The 15,367-nt window shown below is 61.2% G+C and carries 15 protein-coding genes and 1 tRNA gene; 9 read left to right on the forward strand and 7 right to left on the reverse strand.

Annotation, left to right across the window (positions count from 1 at the left end; translation table 11 throughout):
* Position 1 precedes the first annotated feature (1 nt).
* Together B7449_RS00830 and B7449_RS00835 are read right to left on the reverse strand one after the other, a co-directional pair.
* Positions 2–1,279, reverse strand: coding sequence for a D-alanyl-D-alanine carboxypeptidase family protein (locus B7449_RS00830; protein ID WP_039732635.1), 1,278 nt, complete (start codon positions 1,277–1,279; stop codon positions 2–4).
* Positions 1,276–2,301 (reverse strand): lytic murein transglycosylase, encoded by a 1,026-nt coding sequence (locus B7449_RS00835; protein WP_039732650.1) that lies wholly within the window; start codon positions 2,299–2,301, stop codon positions 1,276–1,278. The genes B7449_RS00830 and B7449_RS00835 overlap by 4 nt, the downstream gene beginning before the upstream one ends.
* A 267-nt stretch (positions 2,302–2,568) precedes the next feature.
* Here B7449_RS00835 and B7449_RS00840 point away from each other — a divergent pair, with 267 nt between their 5' ends.
* Complete coding sequence (locus B7449_RS00840) at positions 2,569–3,144, forward strand: DedA family protein (RefSeq protein WP_039732634.1); 576 nt, start codon at positions 2,569–2,571, stop codon at positions 3,142–3,144.
* A complete protein-coding gene (locus B7449_RS00845; RefSeq protein ID WP_039732633.1) occupies positions 3,141–4,235 on the forward strand; it encodes an ATP-grasp domain-containing protein in 1,095 nt (364 codons plus the stop codon). Before B7449_RS00840 ends, B7449_RS00845 begins: the two co-directional genes overlap by 4 nt.
* A gap of 21 nt (positions 4,236–4,256) precedes the next feature.
* Here the strand turns inward: B7449_RS00845 and B7449_RS00850 are convergent, their stop codons facing one another.
* The gene (locus B7449_RS00850; RefSeq protein ID WP_039732649.1) at positions 4,257–4,715 is read right to left on the reverse strand and encodes an MlaD family protein; all 459 of its coding nucleotides are present in this window, start codon (positions 4,713–4,715) and stop codon (positions 4,257–4,259) included.
* 123 nt (positions 4,716–4,838) lie between these two features.
* Between B7449_RS00850 and B7449_RS00855 the strand changes: the two genes are divergently transcribed.
* Positions 4,839–5,681, forward strand: a complete 843-nt coding sequence (locus B7449_RS00855) for an undecaprenyl-diphosphate phosphatase (protein ID WP_039732632.1) — start codon at positions 4,839–4,841, stop codon at positions 5,679–5,681.
* Between the two features lie 137 nt (positions 5,682–5,818).
* Here B7449_RS00855 and B7449_RS00860 read toward each other — a convergent pair whose 3' ends face one another.
* Positions 5,819–7,048, reverse strand: coding sequence for a mechanosensitive ion channel family protein (locus B7449_RS00860; RefSeq protein ID WP_039732631.1), 1,230 nt, complete (start codon positions 7,046–7,048; stop codon positions 5,819–5,821).
* 176 nt (positions 7,049–7,224) lie between these two features.
* On the opposite strand from B7449_RS00860, the gene B7449_RS00865 reads away from it, so the two are divergent.
* Positions 7,225–7,299 (forward strand) — tRNA-Met (locus B7449_RS00865).
* A gap of 290 nt (positions 7,300–7,589) precedes the next feature.
* On the opposite strand, the gene B7449_RS00870 is transcribed toward B7449_RS00865, so the two are convergent.
* Complete coding sequence (locus B7449_RS00870; protein ID WP_235721074.1) at positions 7,590–8,540, reverse strand: cupin domain-containing protein; 951 nt, start codon at positions 8,538–8,540, stop codon at positions 7,590–7,592.
* 593 nt (positions 8,541–9,133) lie between these two features.
* Positions 9,134–10,033: a sulfurtransferase gene (locus B7449_RS00880; protein ID WP_039732629.1), complete on the reverse strand. Its 900-nt coding sequence runs from the start codon at positions 10,031–10,033 to the stop codon at positions 9,134–9,136.
* A gap of 249 nt (positions 10,034–10,282) precedes the next feature.
* Here B7449_RS00880 and B7449_RS00885 point away from each other — a divergent pair, with 249 nt between their 5' ends.
* Both B7449_RS00885 and B7449_RS00890 read left to right on the forward strand, forming a co-directional pair.
* Entirely contained in the window at positions 10,283–10,468 is a 186-nt protein-coding gene (locus tag B7449_RS00885) for a CsbD family protein (RefSeq protein ID WP_199858327.1), read from the forward strand.
* A 133-nt stretch (positions 10,469–10,601) separates the two neighbouring features.
* A complete protein-coding gene (locus tag B7449_RS00890) occupies positions 10,602–10,841 on the forward strand; it encodes a hypothetical protein (RefSeq protein WP_039732628.1) in 240 nt (79 codons plus the stop codon).
* A 116-nt stretch (positions 10,842–10,957) separates the two neighbouring features.
* Here the strand turns inward: B7449_RS00890 and B7449_RS00895 are convergent, their stop codons facing one another.
* Positions 10,958–12,205, reverse strand: a complete 1,248-nt coding sequence (locus B7449_RS00895; protein ID WP_039732627.1) for a DUF2075 domain-containing protein — start codon at positions 12,203–12,205, stop codon at positions 10,958–10,960.
* Positions 12,206–12,373: 168 nt separating this feature from the next.
* On the opposite strand from B7449_RS00895, the gene B7449_RS00900 reads away from it, so the two are divergent.
* The 3 genes from B7449_RS00900 (at position 12,374) to B7449_RS00910 (ending at position 15,327) form a co-directional block, all read left to right on the forward strand.
* Positions 12,374–12,625 (forward strand): hypothetical protein, encoded by a 252-nt coding sequence (locus B7449_RS00900; protein WP_039732626.1) that lies wholly within the window; start codon positions 12,374–12,376, stop codon positions 12,623–12,625.
* A gap of 299 nt (positions 12,626–12,924) precedes the next feature.
* On the forward strand, positions 12,925–13,602 hold the full coding sequence (gene trhA, locus B7449_RS00905) for a PAQR family membrane homeostasis protein TrhA (protein ID WP_039732625.1): 678 nt from the start codon (positions 12,925–12,927) through the stop codon (positions 13,600–13,602).
* 645 nt (positions 13,603–14,247) lie between these two features.
* The gene (locus tag B7449_RS00910) at positions 14,248–15,327 is read left to right on the forward strand and encodes a WavE lipopolysaccharide synthesis family protein (protein ID WP_235721069.1); all 1,080 of its coding nucleotides are present in this window, start codon (positions 14,248–14,250) and stop codon (positions 15,325–15,327) included.
* Positions 15,328–15,367 lie beyond the last annotated feature (40 nt).

Raw genomic sequence — 15,367 nt, forward strand, 5'->3', positions numbered from 1 at the left:
CCTATCCGTGACCCAGCTTGCGGCCCAGTACCGCCGTCGCACGGCCCATAAGCCCCAGCTTGGGCACCGCCGCCCCCGCGACCAGCGGAATCCGGATTTCCGCAAGGCCCGTATTGGCAATGACCAGTTCACCAAGCTGCTGTCCCGCCGTGACGGGGGCCGGCACCGGGCTGCGGTAATCCATGCTCACATGCACCCGGTTCTGCCAGCCATGGGGCAGCGTAAGGGTCACGTCACGGGTGGCGACCACCGGCACGGTCGGGGACTGTCCCAGCCAGACCGGGATGTTATCCACCACCGCGCCGTTATGGATCAGGGTCGCGTTTTCAAAATTGACGAATGACCATTCAAACAGCCGCTCCCCTTCATTGGCGCGGGCATTGCTGCTGGGCAGGCCATTGATGGCCATGACTACGCGGTTGCCGCCCCGTTCGGCACTGGCGCACAGGCCGAAGCCACCGGCATCGGTATGGCCGGTCTTCAGCCCGTCGGCGACCCCCCTGACCACCAGCGCGTTGCGGTTTTCCTGAGATATCTTGTTGAAGGTGAAGCTTTTTTCCGAGAAGAAATGATAATACTCGGGGAAGTCGTGGATCAGGTGCATGGCAATGGTCGCCACATCCCGCGCCGACATGTAATGCCCGTCCATCGGCCAGCCCGTGGCGTTCAGGAAATGGCTGTTGGTCATGCCCAGCTGCGCGGCCTGCGCGTTCATCATGCCGACAAACTGGTCTTCCGATCCGGCAATGCCTTCGGCCAGCACGATACAGGCATCGTTGCCCGACTGGATCACCATGCCCTGTATCAGGTCGGACACCGCAACCGACCCGCGCAGCGGCACGAACATCTTCGACCCCTGCATGCGCCATGCCTTTTCACTGACCGGCAGCATCTGCTCCAGCGTCAGCCTGCCCGCGCGCAGCATGCTGAACACGACATAGGCCGTCATCATCTTGGTCAGCGAGGATGGCGGCATGCGTTCATCCGCCGCCTTTTCCAGTATGACCGCGCCCGTGGTGTAATCGACAATGCACGCCCACCGCGCAATGGTGTCGATCGGCCCGATCAGGCTGTTGGCCGGCGAGGACGGGATAACGGGCGCCGGTGCGGCGGCCGCGGCGGCTGCAGGATGGCGGCGGCGGCCGGCGGCCCATGCCGGGGTGGATACAAGAAGGCTGGTGGCGCCAGCCAGAAGGAAACGTCGGGTGTGCATTGTATCCTTGGTCCGGTAGATACCGGCCGGGCGCGTGGCCACGGCCGGGGTGACAGGGTCCGTCACGCGATTTCGTTCCCCAGCAGGCCGACGGCCAGCGCATAGAAATCGGATGGATTGTATCGACGGATCGCGGCGAAATTGCGATAGACCATGAACGCCTCGCCCCCCGGCCCGTCGGGCCGCAGCACGGCGCCGGTATCGGCGGGGCGGTCGAAGGGCGCGCCCCCCATCTGGCGCACGCCCATGGCCATCCATTCCGCCAGCGTGCGCGTCTGGGTACGGCCCAGCATGGACTGCGCCACGGTATCGGGCACGATTACCTGCTGGCCCCAGCTTTCGCCCCCCACCCAGCCTGATCCGGCAAGGTAGTTGGTGATGGAACCGAATATGTCCGGCACGGAATGCCAGATGTCGCGCCGTCCGTCGCCATCGATGTCGACGGCGTATTTCAGGTAGGCCGACGGCATGAACTGCGGCTGTCCCATCGCCCCGGCATAGCTGCCGGTCATGAGATCGGGGGCAATGTCGCCTGCATTGAGGATCGACAGCGCATGAAACAGTTCGTCATGGAAGAATTTCGCGCGCCGCCCCTCAAACGCCAGGGTGCACAGCGCGTCCACCACCGCGAATTTGCCGGTCAGCGCGCCATAGGCCGATTCCAGCCCCCATATGCCCATCACCGCGCCGGGGGCCACGTCGTACCGGGTCAGTACCTGCTGTTCCAGAATCGCGCGCTGCTGCGCGAAGGCGGCGCGGCCATCCGCAATCTTGCGCTGCGTCACCACGCGGTCACGGTACTGCGCCCATGTCAGGTGGAATTCCGGCTGGGTGCGGTCGCGCTGTATGACCTGCGGGTTGGGCGCGGACAGGTCCAGCGCCCGTGTCACCGCATCCGCCGTCAGCCCCTGGCGAATCGCATCGCGCCGCACGGTGGCGAGGAACGTGGCGTAATCGCCCGTTCCGCCGCCCGTGGCGGGCGTGGCCGGCGCATGGTGGTGCGCCGCGCGCGCGGGCAGCAGCCATGAGGCACCAGCCCCGGCAATCGAGGCGGCGGCGGCATGAAGAAGGCGGCGACGTACAAGCATACCGATGCTGTGCCACGGCCTTGCGCCCGTTTCAATGTCTGACTTGCATCCGGGCGCGGCGGCCATGGCCATGATACACCCTGCGATACAATTTCACATTTGTGACGACAGGCGAAGCATGTCACAAGAACGCCCACCGCTATTTCCCGTTGGTCGGTTCATGGCCAATGTTTCCCCTGCCCGCATGCCGGGCCGACTGAAGGGCTTGTGCTTGCGTAGTTACGGTTTTCCTTTCCCGCATGATCGGGACGCGCTGGAACTGTCCGCATGCCAACGCTGACCGCCTACATCATGGCGGCCGGGGCGTCGCCCGTCATGCAGGCGCTGGCCATCATCATCGGCACGTTCATACTGGAAGACGCCGCAACCATCATGACCGCCATGCAGGTGCGCACCGGGCATGTGGATGTCATGGTCGCCCTTGTGGCGCTGTATATCGGCATCGTGGTGGGGGACATGGGGCTGTACGGCATGGGCAGGCTGGCGGCGCTGTGGCCCCCTGCCCGGCGGTGGATCACCCTGCCCGGTGGCGCGCAGGAAGGCCAGTGGTTCGACCGCAACGTATTCCGTATCGTGTTCATCAGCCGCTTCGTGCCCGGCGCACGCTTGCCGCTTTACACCGCGTGTGGTTTCTTCCGCGCGCGGTTCGGACTGTTCTGTATCGCGGCGGTACTGGCGACCCTGATATGGACCTCCATGCTGTTCCTTGTCTCGCTGCAGGTGGGGCAGTTCCTGATCGACCATCTGGGAACATGGAAATGGGCGGGCATGGCCGGTTTCGTCCTGACCATTTTCCTGATCAGCCGCATGATCGCACGTTTGCAAAGTAATGAGACCCGATGACCGACGTAACCACAGCCATTGACAGCAGGCCAGCCAGACAGGCCGGGGGGCCGACGGTTTCCTCGTTCGAATTCTGGCCGGGGTGGATCTTCTACACCCCCATCGTGCTGTACTGGATCATACTGGGGCTGTGGCACCGTGATTTCAGCCTGCCCACCGCCGCCAACCCGCGTATCGAGACCGGCGGCCTGTGCGGGGAAAGCAAGAGCTCGATCCTGGACATGGCGGGGGACGAGGCCCGCAGATGGATCGCCCCCTATGCCGTGCTGACCACGGGGCATGACGACCTGCCGCGCGCGCTGGCCGCGATGAAGGGGGCGGGGCTGTCCTTTCCTGTCGTGCTCAAGCCCGATATCGGGTGCAATGGCACCGGCGTGCGGATCATGCGCGACAAGGACAGCCTGCGCGCGGGCCTGGCCGCATTCGGGCGCGACGTGCCGGTCATGCTGCAGCACCTGATCCCGTACGGGCATGAGGTCGGGCTGTTCTACATCCGTCACCCCGATGAGGCGGAGGGCCGCATCACTTCCCTGACCTACAAGGAAGTGCCGTGCCTGACGGGGGATGGCACCTCCACGGTGGAGGAACTGATCCACGCCGATGCCCGCACCCGCCTTGTCCCCCACATCTACCTGCCCCGGCTGAAGGCGCGGCTGCATGAAGTGCCGCCAGCGGGCCAGTCGCTGCCGCTGGTTTTCGCGGGCAATCACTGCAAGGGCTCGATCTTCCATGACCGCGCGGTAGACATCACCCCCGAACTGAGCGCGCGGGTGAACGCGATCATGCGCGATATTCCCGATTTCCATTTCGGCCGGATCGACGCCAAGGCCCGCAGCCTGGCCAGCCTGCGCAAGGGCGAGGACTTCCAGATCATCGAAATCAACGGCGTCGGTTCCGAAGCCACCCATATCTGGGACGCGCGCACCACCCTGCGCGATGCCTACGCCACGCAGTTCATGCATTACCGCGAAACCTTCCGCATCGGCGCGAAAAAGCGGCGCGAGGGATGGAAAAGCAGCGGGGCCATGGCCATGCTGCGCGCGTGGCTGCGCCAGCGCAGGCTTATGGCGTCCTACCCGCTGAATGACTGAACGGGCCGGATACGCCCGCCATCAGTTGGCGGGCAGGCCGCCATTTCCGAAGATGTAATTGCTGACCTGCTGTTCCAGGCTGAGCGGCTCACGCGTATTTGTAATGACCGCGCCGGGCTTCAGCCGGTCCGCTGACTGCCCCGGCTGCACCAGCAGGGCAGTATCCGCCGTCAGCGTCGGGCTACCTATTGAAAGGGTTGTATCTTCCGGCAGCGGCAATGTACGGTCCACCGTGAAACCCACATTGGCCATGTAGGTTGTCGGGTCCAGTGTGATGGAGGTCACGCGCCCCACGGCCACGCCATCCATGTCCACATCGGCCCCGACCGCCAGCCCGTTTGCGGAAATGAAGCGCGCGATGACAGGGTAACGGTCCTGTGATCCACCGCTTTGCGATGCCCGGGCGTAGATACAGAACCCTCCCGCAACCAGAAGGACAAGCCCGCTGGATATGATCGCGCCACTTCTCTGCCTTGCCATGATGGCTCCCCGCCCGATACGGCCACGCGCCATCCCGAAATCCGCCGCAATGCCGGGCAATGTGGGACCGGCGCTACGCCTTGCCTTCTCTTTTCATCCTACTGCGTCATGGACGGGGGGACAATGACACTCATCCAAGCTATTATCATTGCAATCATTCAGGGTTCCACAGAACAGTTTCCCATAAGCAGCCTGGGGCACGCGGCAATCGTGCCCGCCATCCTGCACTGGCCGGTCGACCTGCATGGGGAAATGTTCCTGCCCCTGCTGGTCATGCTGCACCTGGGCACATGCATTGCACTTCTGGTTTTCTTCTGGCGCGACTGGGTGGCGCTGTTCACCGGGGCTGCCGGACGCCATGGCGTCACCATACAGATGGACAGCATCCGTATCCTTGCGCTGCTGATCGTGGCCACCATTCCCGCCGTGCTGATTGGTGGACTGTTTGAACACGCCATCCGCAGCCTGTTCGGCACGGCGCGGTACGCGGCGGTATTCCTGACGCTGAACGGTGTCATGCTGCTGCTGGTGGACCGGATGCGCGCGGGCCTGCTGCCCGACAGCAACCGCTCCCTTGCCTCGCTGGGGTTTGGGGAAGCGCTGGTGATCGGACTGTTCCAGTGCCTGGCGTTCTTCCCCGGCCTGTCACGTTCGGGGGCATGTATCGTGGGGGGACTGCTGCGCGGGCTGTCGCATGAAAATTCGGCGCGGTTCGCCTTCCTCATGGCGCAGCCGGTCATTCTGGCCGCCACAGTGCTGGAGGCGCTGAAGCTGCGCCATGCGCCCCCCCAGCCCGAACAGATGCACATGGCCATCATCGCCTCCATTGTGGCGGCGGTCGTGGCGCTGGTGTGCACCGGCATCCTCATGCGGTATTTCCGCGACCATGAGGACTGGGCCCTGCGTCCGTTCGGCTGGTACTGCATCGTGGCCGGTGTGGCCGCGTTTGCCTACCTGTCCTTCTGACAGGCAGCGTCAGGACAGGTTTCCGGGTGCCGCCTTTTTCCAAAAAAGGCGGCTTTCCCTGAAGCCTCCTGAACGGGCATCACCAAAAACGTCTTCATTACTGTTTACTGTCCTGATGGTTCATGGGCCGGGCGCGGTCAGCCGTGACCCTGCCCGCCATCGGTCGATCCCATGCCGCCCCCGCCCGCGCCATTACGCGGCCCCGGATAGGCACCGGGCGGCGGACGCCGGATGGGCGGCGACAGCATGCCCGGATCCCCCATTACATCCAGCCCCGAGACCGAGGCCACGTGCGATACGCGCTCACGCGGCAGGGCTTCGGGGCATTCATCGCGCAGGAAGGCCAGTATCTGCTCACGGATCTCGCACCGCAGGTCCCAGCTCTGCATGGCCGAGCGTGCGCTGGCGATCACGCGGATTGTCATGACCTGGGCATTGCAGTCCGCCACCTGCACCGCGAATTCCTTGCCGTCCCATAACGGGGCGGAATGCACGATTTCGCGCAGGCGTTCGCGGATGCGGTCCATGGGCGCGTTGAAATCCACATACAGGAACACGACCCCGATCAGGGCGGCTGAATTATGCGTCCAGTTCTGGAATGTGTTTTCCAGGAAATAGGAAATCGGCACGATATGCCGCCGCCAGTCCCACACCCGCAGCACGACATAGGTGGAGGTGATTTCCTCCACCCATGCCCAGTCACCATTGATGATGATGAGGTCTTCCATGCGGATGGGCTGCGTCATGGCGATCTGCATGCCCGCGAACAGGTTGGTCAGCAGCGGACGGGCCGCAAGACCGACAACCAGCGATGCTGCACCGGCCGAGGCGAACAGGCTGAGGCCATACTGCCGCACCGGTTCAAACGTCATCAGCGCCGCGCCTATGGTCAGCAGCCCGATCAGCAGGTCCGTCGTGCGCCGCAGCACGCGCACCTGCGTCATGTGGGTGCGCAGCAGGATGTCGTCCTTGTCGTCCTTGCCATTGATCCGCTTGAGGTAGGCATCGGACAGGATACGGGTGGCGACCACCGCCGCGTATCCCAGCATCAGCACGAACAGCACCACCAGCGTATGCGTGGTGGCCTGCATGATGTCATAGGGCAGGCCCGACACCGGCAGCGCCGTGCCGACAAACACGATCACCAGCATGATGCGCACGGGGCGCTGCATGGCCATGGTGAATGAGCGCACGAAGGCCCCGCGCTTCTGCCCCGGTATGCGCAGGATCAGCTTCGTGATGAACCGGCTGAACATCTCCGCCACCAGTCCCGCCACGCACAGCATGAGTATGGAGGACAGCAGTCCCGGCAGCCACCCGAAGAGGTGCCGGATCTTGGTCAGGAGTGCCAGGAATTCTGTTTTCACGAAGGATGCGTAGCCTTTTCCGGTTGTTTGCAGGTGATGGGTGGATCGTCACTAGTACCCCCTGTTGGGGGGATGTGACAAATCGGGGCGGTTTTTGCGTCTTTTCAGTCCTGTTTTCAAAACACGGGTTGACTTGCCCCATCAGCGCGGGTATTTCGCACTCATCCTAACGCGATGGCGGTGTAGCTCAGCGGTAGAGCAGGGGAATCATAATCCCTTGGTCGGCGGTTCAAATCCGTCCACCGCTACCATCTGCGTTAGGATTGACCCTCCTTACATTTTCAGACTTTTTCAGGGCCAGTATCTGCCCCTGTTGCATGCTGTTTGAGCACTCCCCTGTTCCAAACGATAACGGGTGACCTTTGTTGCCGCGCTTTGTGCCCGCCGTTTCTGGCCTGCTTCACGCACATAGCGACTGACCATGGCAATGCGGACATGGCGCGGGAGCCCGTAAAGAAGGGACATGGATCAGCCCATCGGACATTTCCATGGCGCGCTGACCACGAAAATCCGTGCAGTTATAAATGCCGCCGGGGTAGGACTATGGTTTCAGAACCTGCGTATCCGACTGCCGCCAGGCCGGTGCGGCGGCGACATAGAACACAAGGGTCGATACGGCGTTGATACTGTGCGGAACCCGGGGCGGCAGATAGATGACCGATCCCGCCGTCACGGGGCGGACATCATGACCGACCTGGACACTCCCCTGCCCGCTGACGACAAACATGACTTCATGTCCCTTGCGGGTCATCATGCCGGGCATGCCGTGCCCGGCCGAGATGACAAACCGCGATCCGCTGATCCGGTCCGAGTGTTGTGGCGCGGTCCGGCCGACCAGTTCCTCAAGCTGCACCGGTGCAGGTGTCGCCGCGGCCGTTTTCATGTCTGCGGGCCTGCTCAGGGCGTCCTGTCGCGTCAGTTCGGTAATCTGTCTGGCAAAATCGGGATAGCGGGCAATCAGGTCATCACGATAGCCCTGCTCGTAATCCGCATAATCGAAACCGGGGGAAAGCATGTTGCCGCCAAAAGTATAGGCGGTCCGCGCAGCGCCCCCAGGCATGGCCCCCATCCATGTGCCACGCGGCACGAGAATCTGCGGTTCTTCCCCGGCCAGAACGTTGCTGCCCCAGTGTCTGGTCTCGCCATGCCCGTCCGGATAAAGCAGCAGCAGCGTGGCCGGCTCGCCCCCGTAGAAATGCCAGACCTCATCCGTCGCCAGCCTGTGCATGGCTGAAAAATCATGATGCGTCAGAAGCAGGTAGATCGCGCTGTAGGCCCGACGCTCCCCCGGTACATCCGTGGCCGGTCCGCCGCCGGCCGCTTCACCGCTTTTCAGCGTCTGCACGAACCATGCCCCTTCATGCGGGATCTTTTCCATGTGCAGGCGCGTGATAAGCGCCCGTGCGGCCGCGGGGGGCCGATCCGCCGGAACCGCTCTGGCGCTGGCGCCAGCACCGCAACCCAGCAGCAGGGCACCGCCCAGCAGAAGCACATGTTTCAAATTCATTCTCCCCGTGACTCGATGGGACACCCGGCTTTGCCCCTTATGCGGACTCTGGATACAGGAAATTCCGCACGGAATGACGGAAAATGCCCTGACGTCGTTCCGCCCCTGTCCTGCAGGAATGCCCCTGCCCCCGATTTGGATTGCACCCGGCCCGGTCAGGGCAATATGCAACCTTGAAGTGACATGTCGCATGGCGTGATGGACATGGCGTTGAAACGGAAATTCCCTGGTTTCACGCCCTGGCAGCGGGGGCGGCTGGCCCCTGTCGCCTGCGGTGACACCGGGGGGCAGGCATACCAGCCCTTTTGGGGGGCTGTTTGGCTGGCAGGCGTTCGAGACCCGGCATGGCGCATGGCCCGATGGCCTGTGTTTCCTGTGCCTGCTGATCGCACTGCATATGGGCCGGGACAGGATCATCCTGCACCAGCGCTGGTGCGCCTTAATCGCAGGGCCGAATTGACGGATGAAAGCCCATAACGCCCTCAAGGCGTGTCGCACGGCGCGGGGGCTGATACGGGCGGCCCTGCCTGTCCGGATGGGGCGAAAGGATCATGCCCCCTTCCCCATCCGCTCGGGCATTACCCGCGATACGGGGCGGCAGCCTTGGGCAGGCCGTCCTCGATCGGCAGGGCCGGGTTGCGGGACCATTCGTTCCACGATCCCATATAGATCCGCAGGCGGCTGAACCCGGCCGATGCCAGCGCGACATAGGTATTGGCCGCGCGCGCGCCCTTGAAGCAGTAGATGATGATGTCATCATCCGGCCGCAGGCCACGGCTGGCGGCAAGGGCGCGGATGTCATCCGCATCGCGGAAGGCGGCATGGTTGTCGGTGACTGTCATGAAGTCATACCACTCGATCCACACGGCCCCCGGTATGCGGCCCTTGCGCGGGGCGAAATCAACGCCGTAAGGGGACGAACTTTCCGCCAGCCATTCCACCCGGTCGCGGTTGTCCAGCAGCCGGACCGTGGGCGACCCCAGCGCCGCGCGCACGTCTTCATACGTAGCCATGAGAGCGGCATTGATCTGCAGCGGGAACGTGGTGGGCGTAGGGGTGACTGTTTCGGTCGTCAGCGTCCCGCCGCCCCTGCGCCATGCGCTCAGCCCGCCATCAAGGATACCAACGGACGGATAGCCGAGATAGCTGAGTATCCAGTACCCCCGGCATGACGCGCCATAGCGCGTATGCAGGGCATCTTCATAAACGATGGCGGTCTTTTTGCCATCCAGCCCGTAATCGGCGAACAGGCTGGCGAAGGTCTGCTGCAGCGTGTGCAGCCCATCCTGCGTGGTTTCCGCCAGGTAGGTGAAGATGTCGGGCATGTTGACCGCGCCGGGTATGTGGCCTGCGTCAAAATCCTTCCGGTCGCGCACATCGATCACGACCGCATCGCCAGCCGCAAGCAGCCTGCGCACATCATCGGGGGAATAAAGAACGGTTGTCGGCATGGTGGCTTCCTGCATGGTTGCGGACATGCCATCCGCACTACCAGAAATCGGGATGGAGGTGAAAGTTTATGCCCTTCCCCCGATGCAGGTCAGGATCAGCCACATGGCCAGCCAGACGCTTCGCCCCGGATGATGTCGGGACAGCATGTACCGAGCCGGGTCTTATGCATTAAATGTTTGTCAGACATGCATTAACTGTTGCGCCTGCATATGCATCATGCTGTTGTCTGTCATGCGTATGACGCAGCATTCCTTATCCTGAACGGGAGATCAGCCATGGATCGTTTCAAGACGATGCTTACCGGTCGCACCAACATGCTGCTTGGCCAACTGAAACAGGAAATCGGCTACGCCACCGGACTGCGGCGGCTGGAACGTCGGGGCATCGTGCAGGAAATGCGCGGCTTTTCCCAGACCGCCCGCCTGCACCGCATGACAACGGAACAGCCCGAGCAGGGATGAACGCCCCGCGCATCCCGCATGATACACCCCACATGATGACGAACGCATAACCGCATCGCGCACAGGGAGGTTGCCGGGAAACCGGCAACCCGTACGATGGCCGCCTTATCTTATTCATTCAGGAATAACGGCCATGAGCAAAGACCAGATCATCGACATGCCCTTCACCACGGACGCCATGAAGGCGGCCATTGAGCGGCGCATCATCCAGGCGCCGGGCCTGTCCGATGCCCAGAAGCATGACCTGAGCGTAACGCTGGCGGGCATGGATGCCGGGCATCTGGCCACACTGGTCGAAACCGTTCTGGGCCATGCCATTGAATCCGGTCCTGAAATCCTGCCCTACCTGCAGCGCCTTGGCCAGCGCGGCTGAAAAAACCGGGAAACCGTCACGACAGGCCGCGTTCATCCCGGGGATGAAGGCGCGGTCGTTCCAATGTTATGACAACCTGTCATGCCCCCGGACAGTCACGCAGGCAACCGTTCCGGTCATGGCGTGACAGCCGACACGTCCTGCCGGGCGCCCCACAACGCCGCCAGCCGGGCATGCAGGCGTGGGTCGCTGGCATAAATATATAGCCCCCGGACACCCCGCGTCATGAGGACGTTGATGGAATTAAGGATGATCCGCTCCATCACCGCCTGCGGGTTGTCCACCCCGTCGCGCCCGGTAAACGCGGCCCTGTCCTCGTACCGGGACGGGTCGATCACGATCCGGTCGGCAGCCGGGTCGTAGCTGACGGACGGGCCAAGGATCACGCCCGCGTAATTCAGGTCGAACCCCTGGATGGTATAGACCGAACCGACCTCATCAATCGTGTCTGGCCGTTCCGCCCATGGCAGGCGCGCCTGTGGCATGGCGCGGTCCCAGCGCAGGTGGAAACGCCCCTCCGTAATGAAATGGTCGTGCCCGTTCAGGGTATAGGGATAATCATACGTCGCCAGCATGCGACACAGCCCGCACTGCGCGTTGCGCTGCCTTATGGCGTCATACATGGCCTGCGCGTCGTCAAAGATACGGAAGTCAAAGGGTTGTGGGGCCGGCAGGGGCAGCAGCCTGCCATCACGCAGGGCATGGATCCACGTCATGACATCCGCATGGGCATGCACGCGGAACTGCTGCTCCAGCCTGCGGGTCATCACCGGATAGCCCGCGACCAGACGGCGCAGGGTGGCGTCGTTCCACAGGCTCTTGAACTTCAGCACCTGATACGCATCAAATATGATGACCACGACATGCGCGTGGCGGATGATTTCCGCCAGCTGGTTATCCTGCCGGAAACGGTTGTAGGGATCGCTGCGGGTCAGCAGCAGGTGCGCTTCATCCACCAGCACGATGTCGGCGCGATCATGGCGGGCCGACATCTGATTGATGAAGGTGGTCGGACGTTCGAAATCCTTCTTGCGCAGGCTGCTCCGGGATTCGGAAATATTGCGGTACAGCTTGATCATTTCCGGGTGGTTGACCAGCAGCCAGTTGCGGGTGCCATGCAGCGGGTCGTGGCCGTCGCGCCCCCGCGCCGCCTGCTGTATGGCGGCGAACAGGGTGTTCAGCAGCAGGCTCTTGCCCGTGCCCGCATCCCCTTCAATCACGAACAGGGCATGATCGTCCGCCCGGTGCGCGCGACAGAAGGCCAGGACCTCGGCCTTCAGCGCCTCCTGCTGGCCCGTCAGCGCCATGGTCGGGGCAAGGCGGGCAAGCGCGCTGTCGGGTGCGCAATGGATGGGGTCTGGCATGTGTCTCCCTCTCTATGCCGTCTCCCTTTTATGTCGCGGGGCGGCGGAGCAGATATGTGAAATATGACACAAGGGCATGTGTACCCTATTGGTTTTCCTGCCCTGTCATACGTTATATCATCCCTTTCACGCGCATACCGCGCATCATTCAGACAGGATTGCCCGATCATGACCGACAAGCCCACAGCCGCCGCACGCGAACACATGCACAAGCTGGCCGACAGGGGCCTGAAGGAGCCCAAGCTGCTGACGAAGGACGAGGTCATCTCCCTGGGCCAGCACGTCGCCAAGGAACATGGCCGCGCCACCGAGGCCGAGCATGAAATCGCCAAAAAGGCCCAGCACAACCCCGAAGGCATCACGGCGGAAGAAATCAAGACCCTGTGCAGCCACGTCACCGGCGAACGCACGGCCCGCTGAGGACCGGGGCCGGTCCATGCGGCAGGCGCGTATGCCCCGCATGGCCCGGCCCGTCCGCGCGCATGGCCTGAAACGTTTCTGACAGGACGTCTTTCAGGGCGTTTCAGGACATGCCGCCGGTTCGGAAAAGATGGCCCCCGAAAACTTTTATTTTTATCAGGTCTTTATTCAGCAGGCGGTCTTGCGCCCCGCATGCGGGATGCCTCACGCATGCATGATCTTTTATGCATATATGGAAACAGACTTATTCATTATACGGGACCGGACCTGCGGAAAAATAAGGAGTATTTTCCGCCGCCATGAATACCCGCACGCGTTTTCCCATCTATTCCCTGTCCGAACGGGCGGCCGACCTACTGGTCCATGTCACGGGCGTGGTGGGGTTGGGGTATGGCGTGCTGTGGCTGCTGCATACCGCCATGCTGTCGCATTCGGGGCTGGAATCCGGGGTAACGCTGCTGTACTGCGGGTCGATCCTGGCAACGTGCCTGTCCTCGGCGGCCTATAATTTCTGTCCGTCATGCCGGCTCAAGGGCGGGTTGCAGCGCATTGACCAGTCGGTTATCTTCATCGCCATCGCCGCAAGCTACACCCCCTTCATCCTGCTGGGTGGACACGGCATGGGCAGCGTATGGTTCTGCGCCCTGTTATGGACCATGGCCGGGGCGGGTGTCGTGGCCAAGATGTGTTTCTTCACATGGTCGCGGCGGTATCATGTCGTGCCCTATCTATGCGTGGCGTGGGTGTTCTTCCTGTGTCCCGACCCGACGGTGTGGGCCCTGCCCGCGCGCGTGTTCTCCCTGATCATGCTGGGGCTGGTGTTCTACTGTACTGGCGTCGTATTCTACATGCGTGAGAACATGCCGTTTTCCAATGCATTGTGGCATGTCATGGTCGTGCTGGGTGCTGGCACGCATATGGCTGCCGTGGGTTCCATGCTGCTGTATTACAGCCACGGGCCGATGCGCGGTTTCTAGGATTGCAGACATGGCAGGACCAGTAACCTGCGGATAACGTCAGGCCGCCGGGGCCATGACCCTTGCTGGTTTTGGAAATGAAATATCCTGGCCACGCCTGAAAGGCGCAGGTCAGCACCACCGGGCAACGCTGGTCACTGGAAAACATCAAAGCGCTGTTTGCACGTGAGGGCAGCCGACGCCCTGCTTTCAGGACCTGCCAGACCTTATGGGGCAGGCCTGCCGCCATCACGGGACAGAAACCGACCACCGCACCGGCTGGCGATGGGATTGTTCAGGTGATCCATCATGGATTACGGTGGCAGGATACATGCAAGGGAGATGCCATCAGTCAGTATATGCGGGACAGACCGGATATGTCCCACCTTCCCGGCAGGGACAGCATATTTTCGGCTGACGCCGCAGGCGGTTCCATCCTGCATTTTTCGTATATTATAAAAAACCATCATAATTATACCAAATCATAGGCGCGTAATGATCAGTAAATTACCGAACAGGAAATATATTACAGATTCCCTTTCTATTCTTGTTCAAGGCCCCCTGAACAAAAATAACATCATTCAGACAGCCCGGATCATATCAGGCTGGAGAAAGATATTCAGTTCGTGCAGGATCATTTTCTCGATATCCCAGACGGATATCGTCATGTTTGACGGTCCTGGCATTATCTCCGATCCGCGTCTGGTCAAGAAATACCGGGATAATGGCCTGTTTTATGATGCCCTGGAACTGATTGCAGAATGCTGTGACGTAATCACCCTGTCCGGTGCGGCGGTTTCCATGCCCCCGGTCAAACGGGGGTTGGGCAATAATCACTGCAACCTGCAGATCGAAGCGGCAAAAGCAGGGCTCGATCATGTCGGCACGGAATATGTTCTAAGAACACGAAATGATATTCTGTTCGTCGATGACAGTTTTATTGATTTCTACATTAAAAACCATGCGCTCCCCCGGCACCGTTTTGCAGCGCTGAAACAGCGCGTGCTGATTTCGGAATTCTTTACGCTCAATCCCTATACGTTTGAATCCCTGCCTTTTCATTATAGCGACTGGTTCCATTTCGGTCTGACCGAAGACGTTCGCTGCCTGTGGGACGTGCCGCCATATGATATAATGGACGCAACATATTACGAAAGACATCCATACCAGAAATCCACCGGCATTAAGGAAAGGGCGTTCTTCAGCAAGTACGCGGTGGAGCAGCACCTGTCTTTTACTGTATTTAAAAAGTTCTTCCCGGAATTGACGCTGGACTATCATGATGACCGGACATCCATAAAGGAATCAATCGGCGTCCTGGCCGATAACTTCGTGATTGGCGGTCCCAACGAAGTCCAGACTTATTTCAGGAAATACAACGACCTGAAAAAGAATGAATCCATCCATTCCATGTGCATACCCTACAGCCTGTGGAAGAAAATCATAAACAACAACGAGAAAGTTGATTATGAATTCCTGTTCTCCAAAGACATCGCAATAGCCAAAGTAGAGTTGGTCCATGAAGATGATGAGAAAGGATTGATCACCCCGAAAGGCATCATCCTCAAACTATTCTTTTTTATCCTGCTGAGGATACTGGGCAAAACCAGACGCAAGAAACTACGCAAAAGCCCAAAGGCATTTTTCAGGGACTCCCGGTTCGGACCAGTCAGATACATGGGCAAGCTGTATTTAAGATCGACGCGGCCGGACATCGACACGACCGGCGTAAACATCCGGCCGTAGCGCCACTGCCCTGCTCACCGGCGGGCGTTCCGCACCCTGA

The sequence above is a fragment of the Komagataeibacter intermedius TF2 genome, assembly GCF_000964425.1.
In the GTDB taxonomy this organism is placed as follows: domain Bacteria; phylum Pseudomonadota; class Alphaproteobacteria; order Acetobacterales; family Acetobacteraceae; genus Komagataeibacter; species Komagataeibacter intermedius.

Coding starts and splice junctions, on each gene's coding strand:
- B7449_RS00835 (WP_039732650.1), bottom strand. CDS start 2,301: ATGCTTGTACGTCGCCGCCTTCTTCATGCCGCCGCCGCCTCGATTGCC.
- B7449_RS00840 (WP_039732634.1), top strand. CDS start 2,569: ATGCCAACGCTGACCGCCTACATCATGGCGGCCGGGGCGTCGCCCGTC.
- B7449_RS00845 (WP_039732633.1), top strand. CDS start 3,141: ATGACCGACGTAACCACAGCCATTGACAGCAGGCCAGCCAGACAGGCC.
- B7449_RS00850 (WP_039732649.1), bottom strand. CDS start 4,715: ATGGCAAGGCAGAGAAGTGGCGCGATCATATCCAGCGGGCTTGTCCTT.
- B7449_RS00855 (WP_039732632.1), top strand. CDS start 4,839: ATGACACTCATCCAAGCTATTATCATTGCAATCATTCAGGGTTCCACA.
- B7449_RS00880 (WP_039732629.1), bottom strand. CDS start 10,033: ATGTCCGCAACCATGCAGGAAGCCACCATGCCGACAACCGTTCTTTAT.
- B7449_RS00885 (WP_199858327.1), top strand. CDS start 10,283: ATGGATCGTTTCAAGACGATGCTTACCGGTCGCACCAACATGCTGCTT.
- B7449_RS00890 (WP_039732628.1), top strand. CDS start 10,602: ATGAGCAAAGACCAGATCATCGACATGCCCTTCACCACGGACGCCATG.
- B7449_RS00895 (WP_039732627.1), bottom strand. CDS start 12,205: ATGCCAGACCCCATCCATTGCGCACCCGACAGCGCGCTTGCCCGCCTT.
- B7449_RS00900 (WP_039732626.1), top strand. CDS start 12,374: ATGACCGACAAGCCCACAGCCGCCGCACGCGAACACATGCACAAGCTG.
- trhA (WP_039732625.1), top strand. CDS start 12,925: ATGAATACCCGCACGCGTTTTCCCATCTATTCCCTGTCCGAACGGGCG.
- B7449_RS00910 (WP_235721069.1), top strand. CDS start 14,248: ATGTTTGACGGTCCTGGCATTATCTCCGATCCGCGTCTGGTCAAGAAA.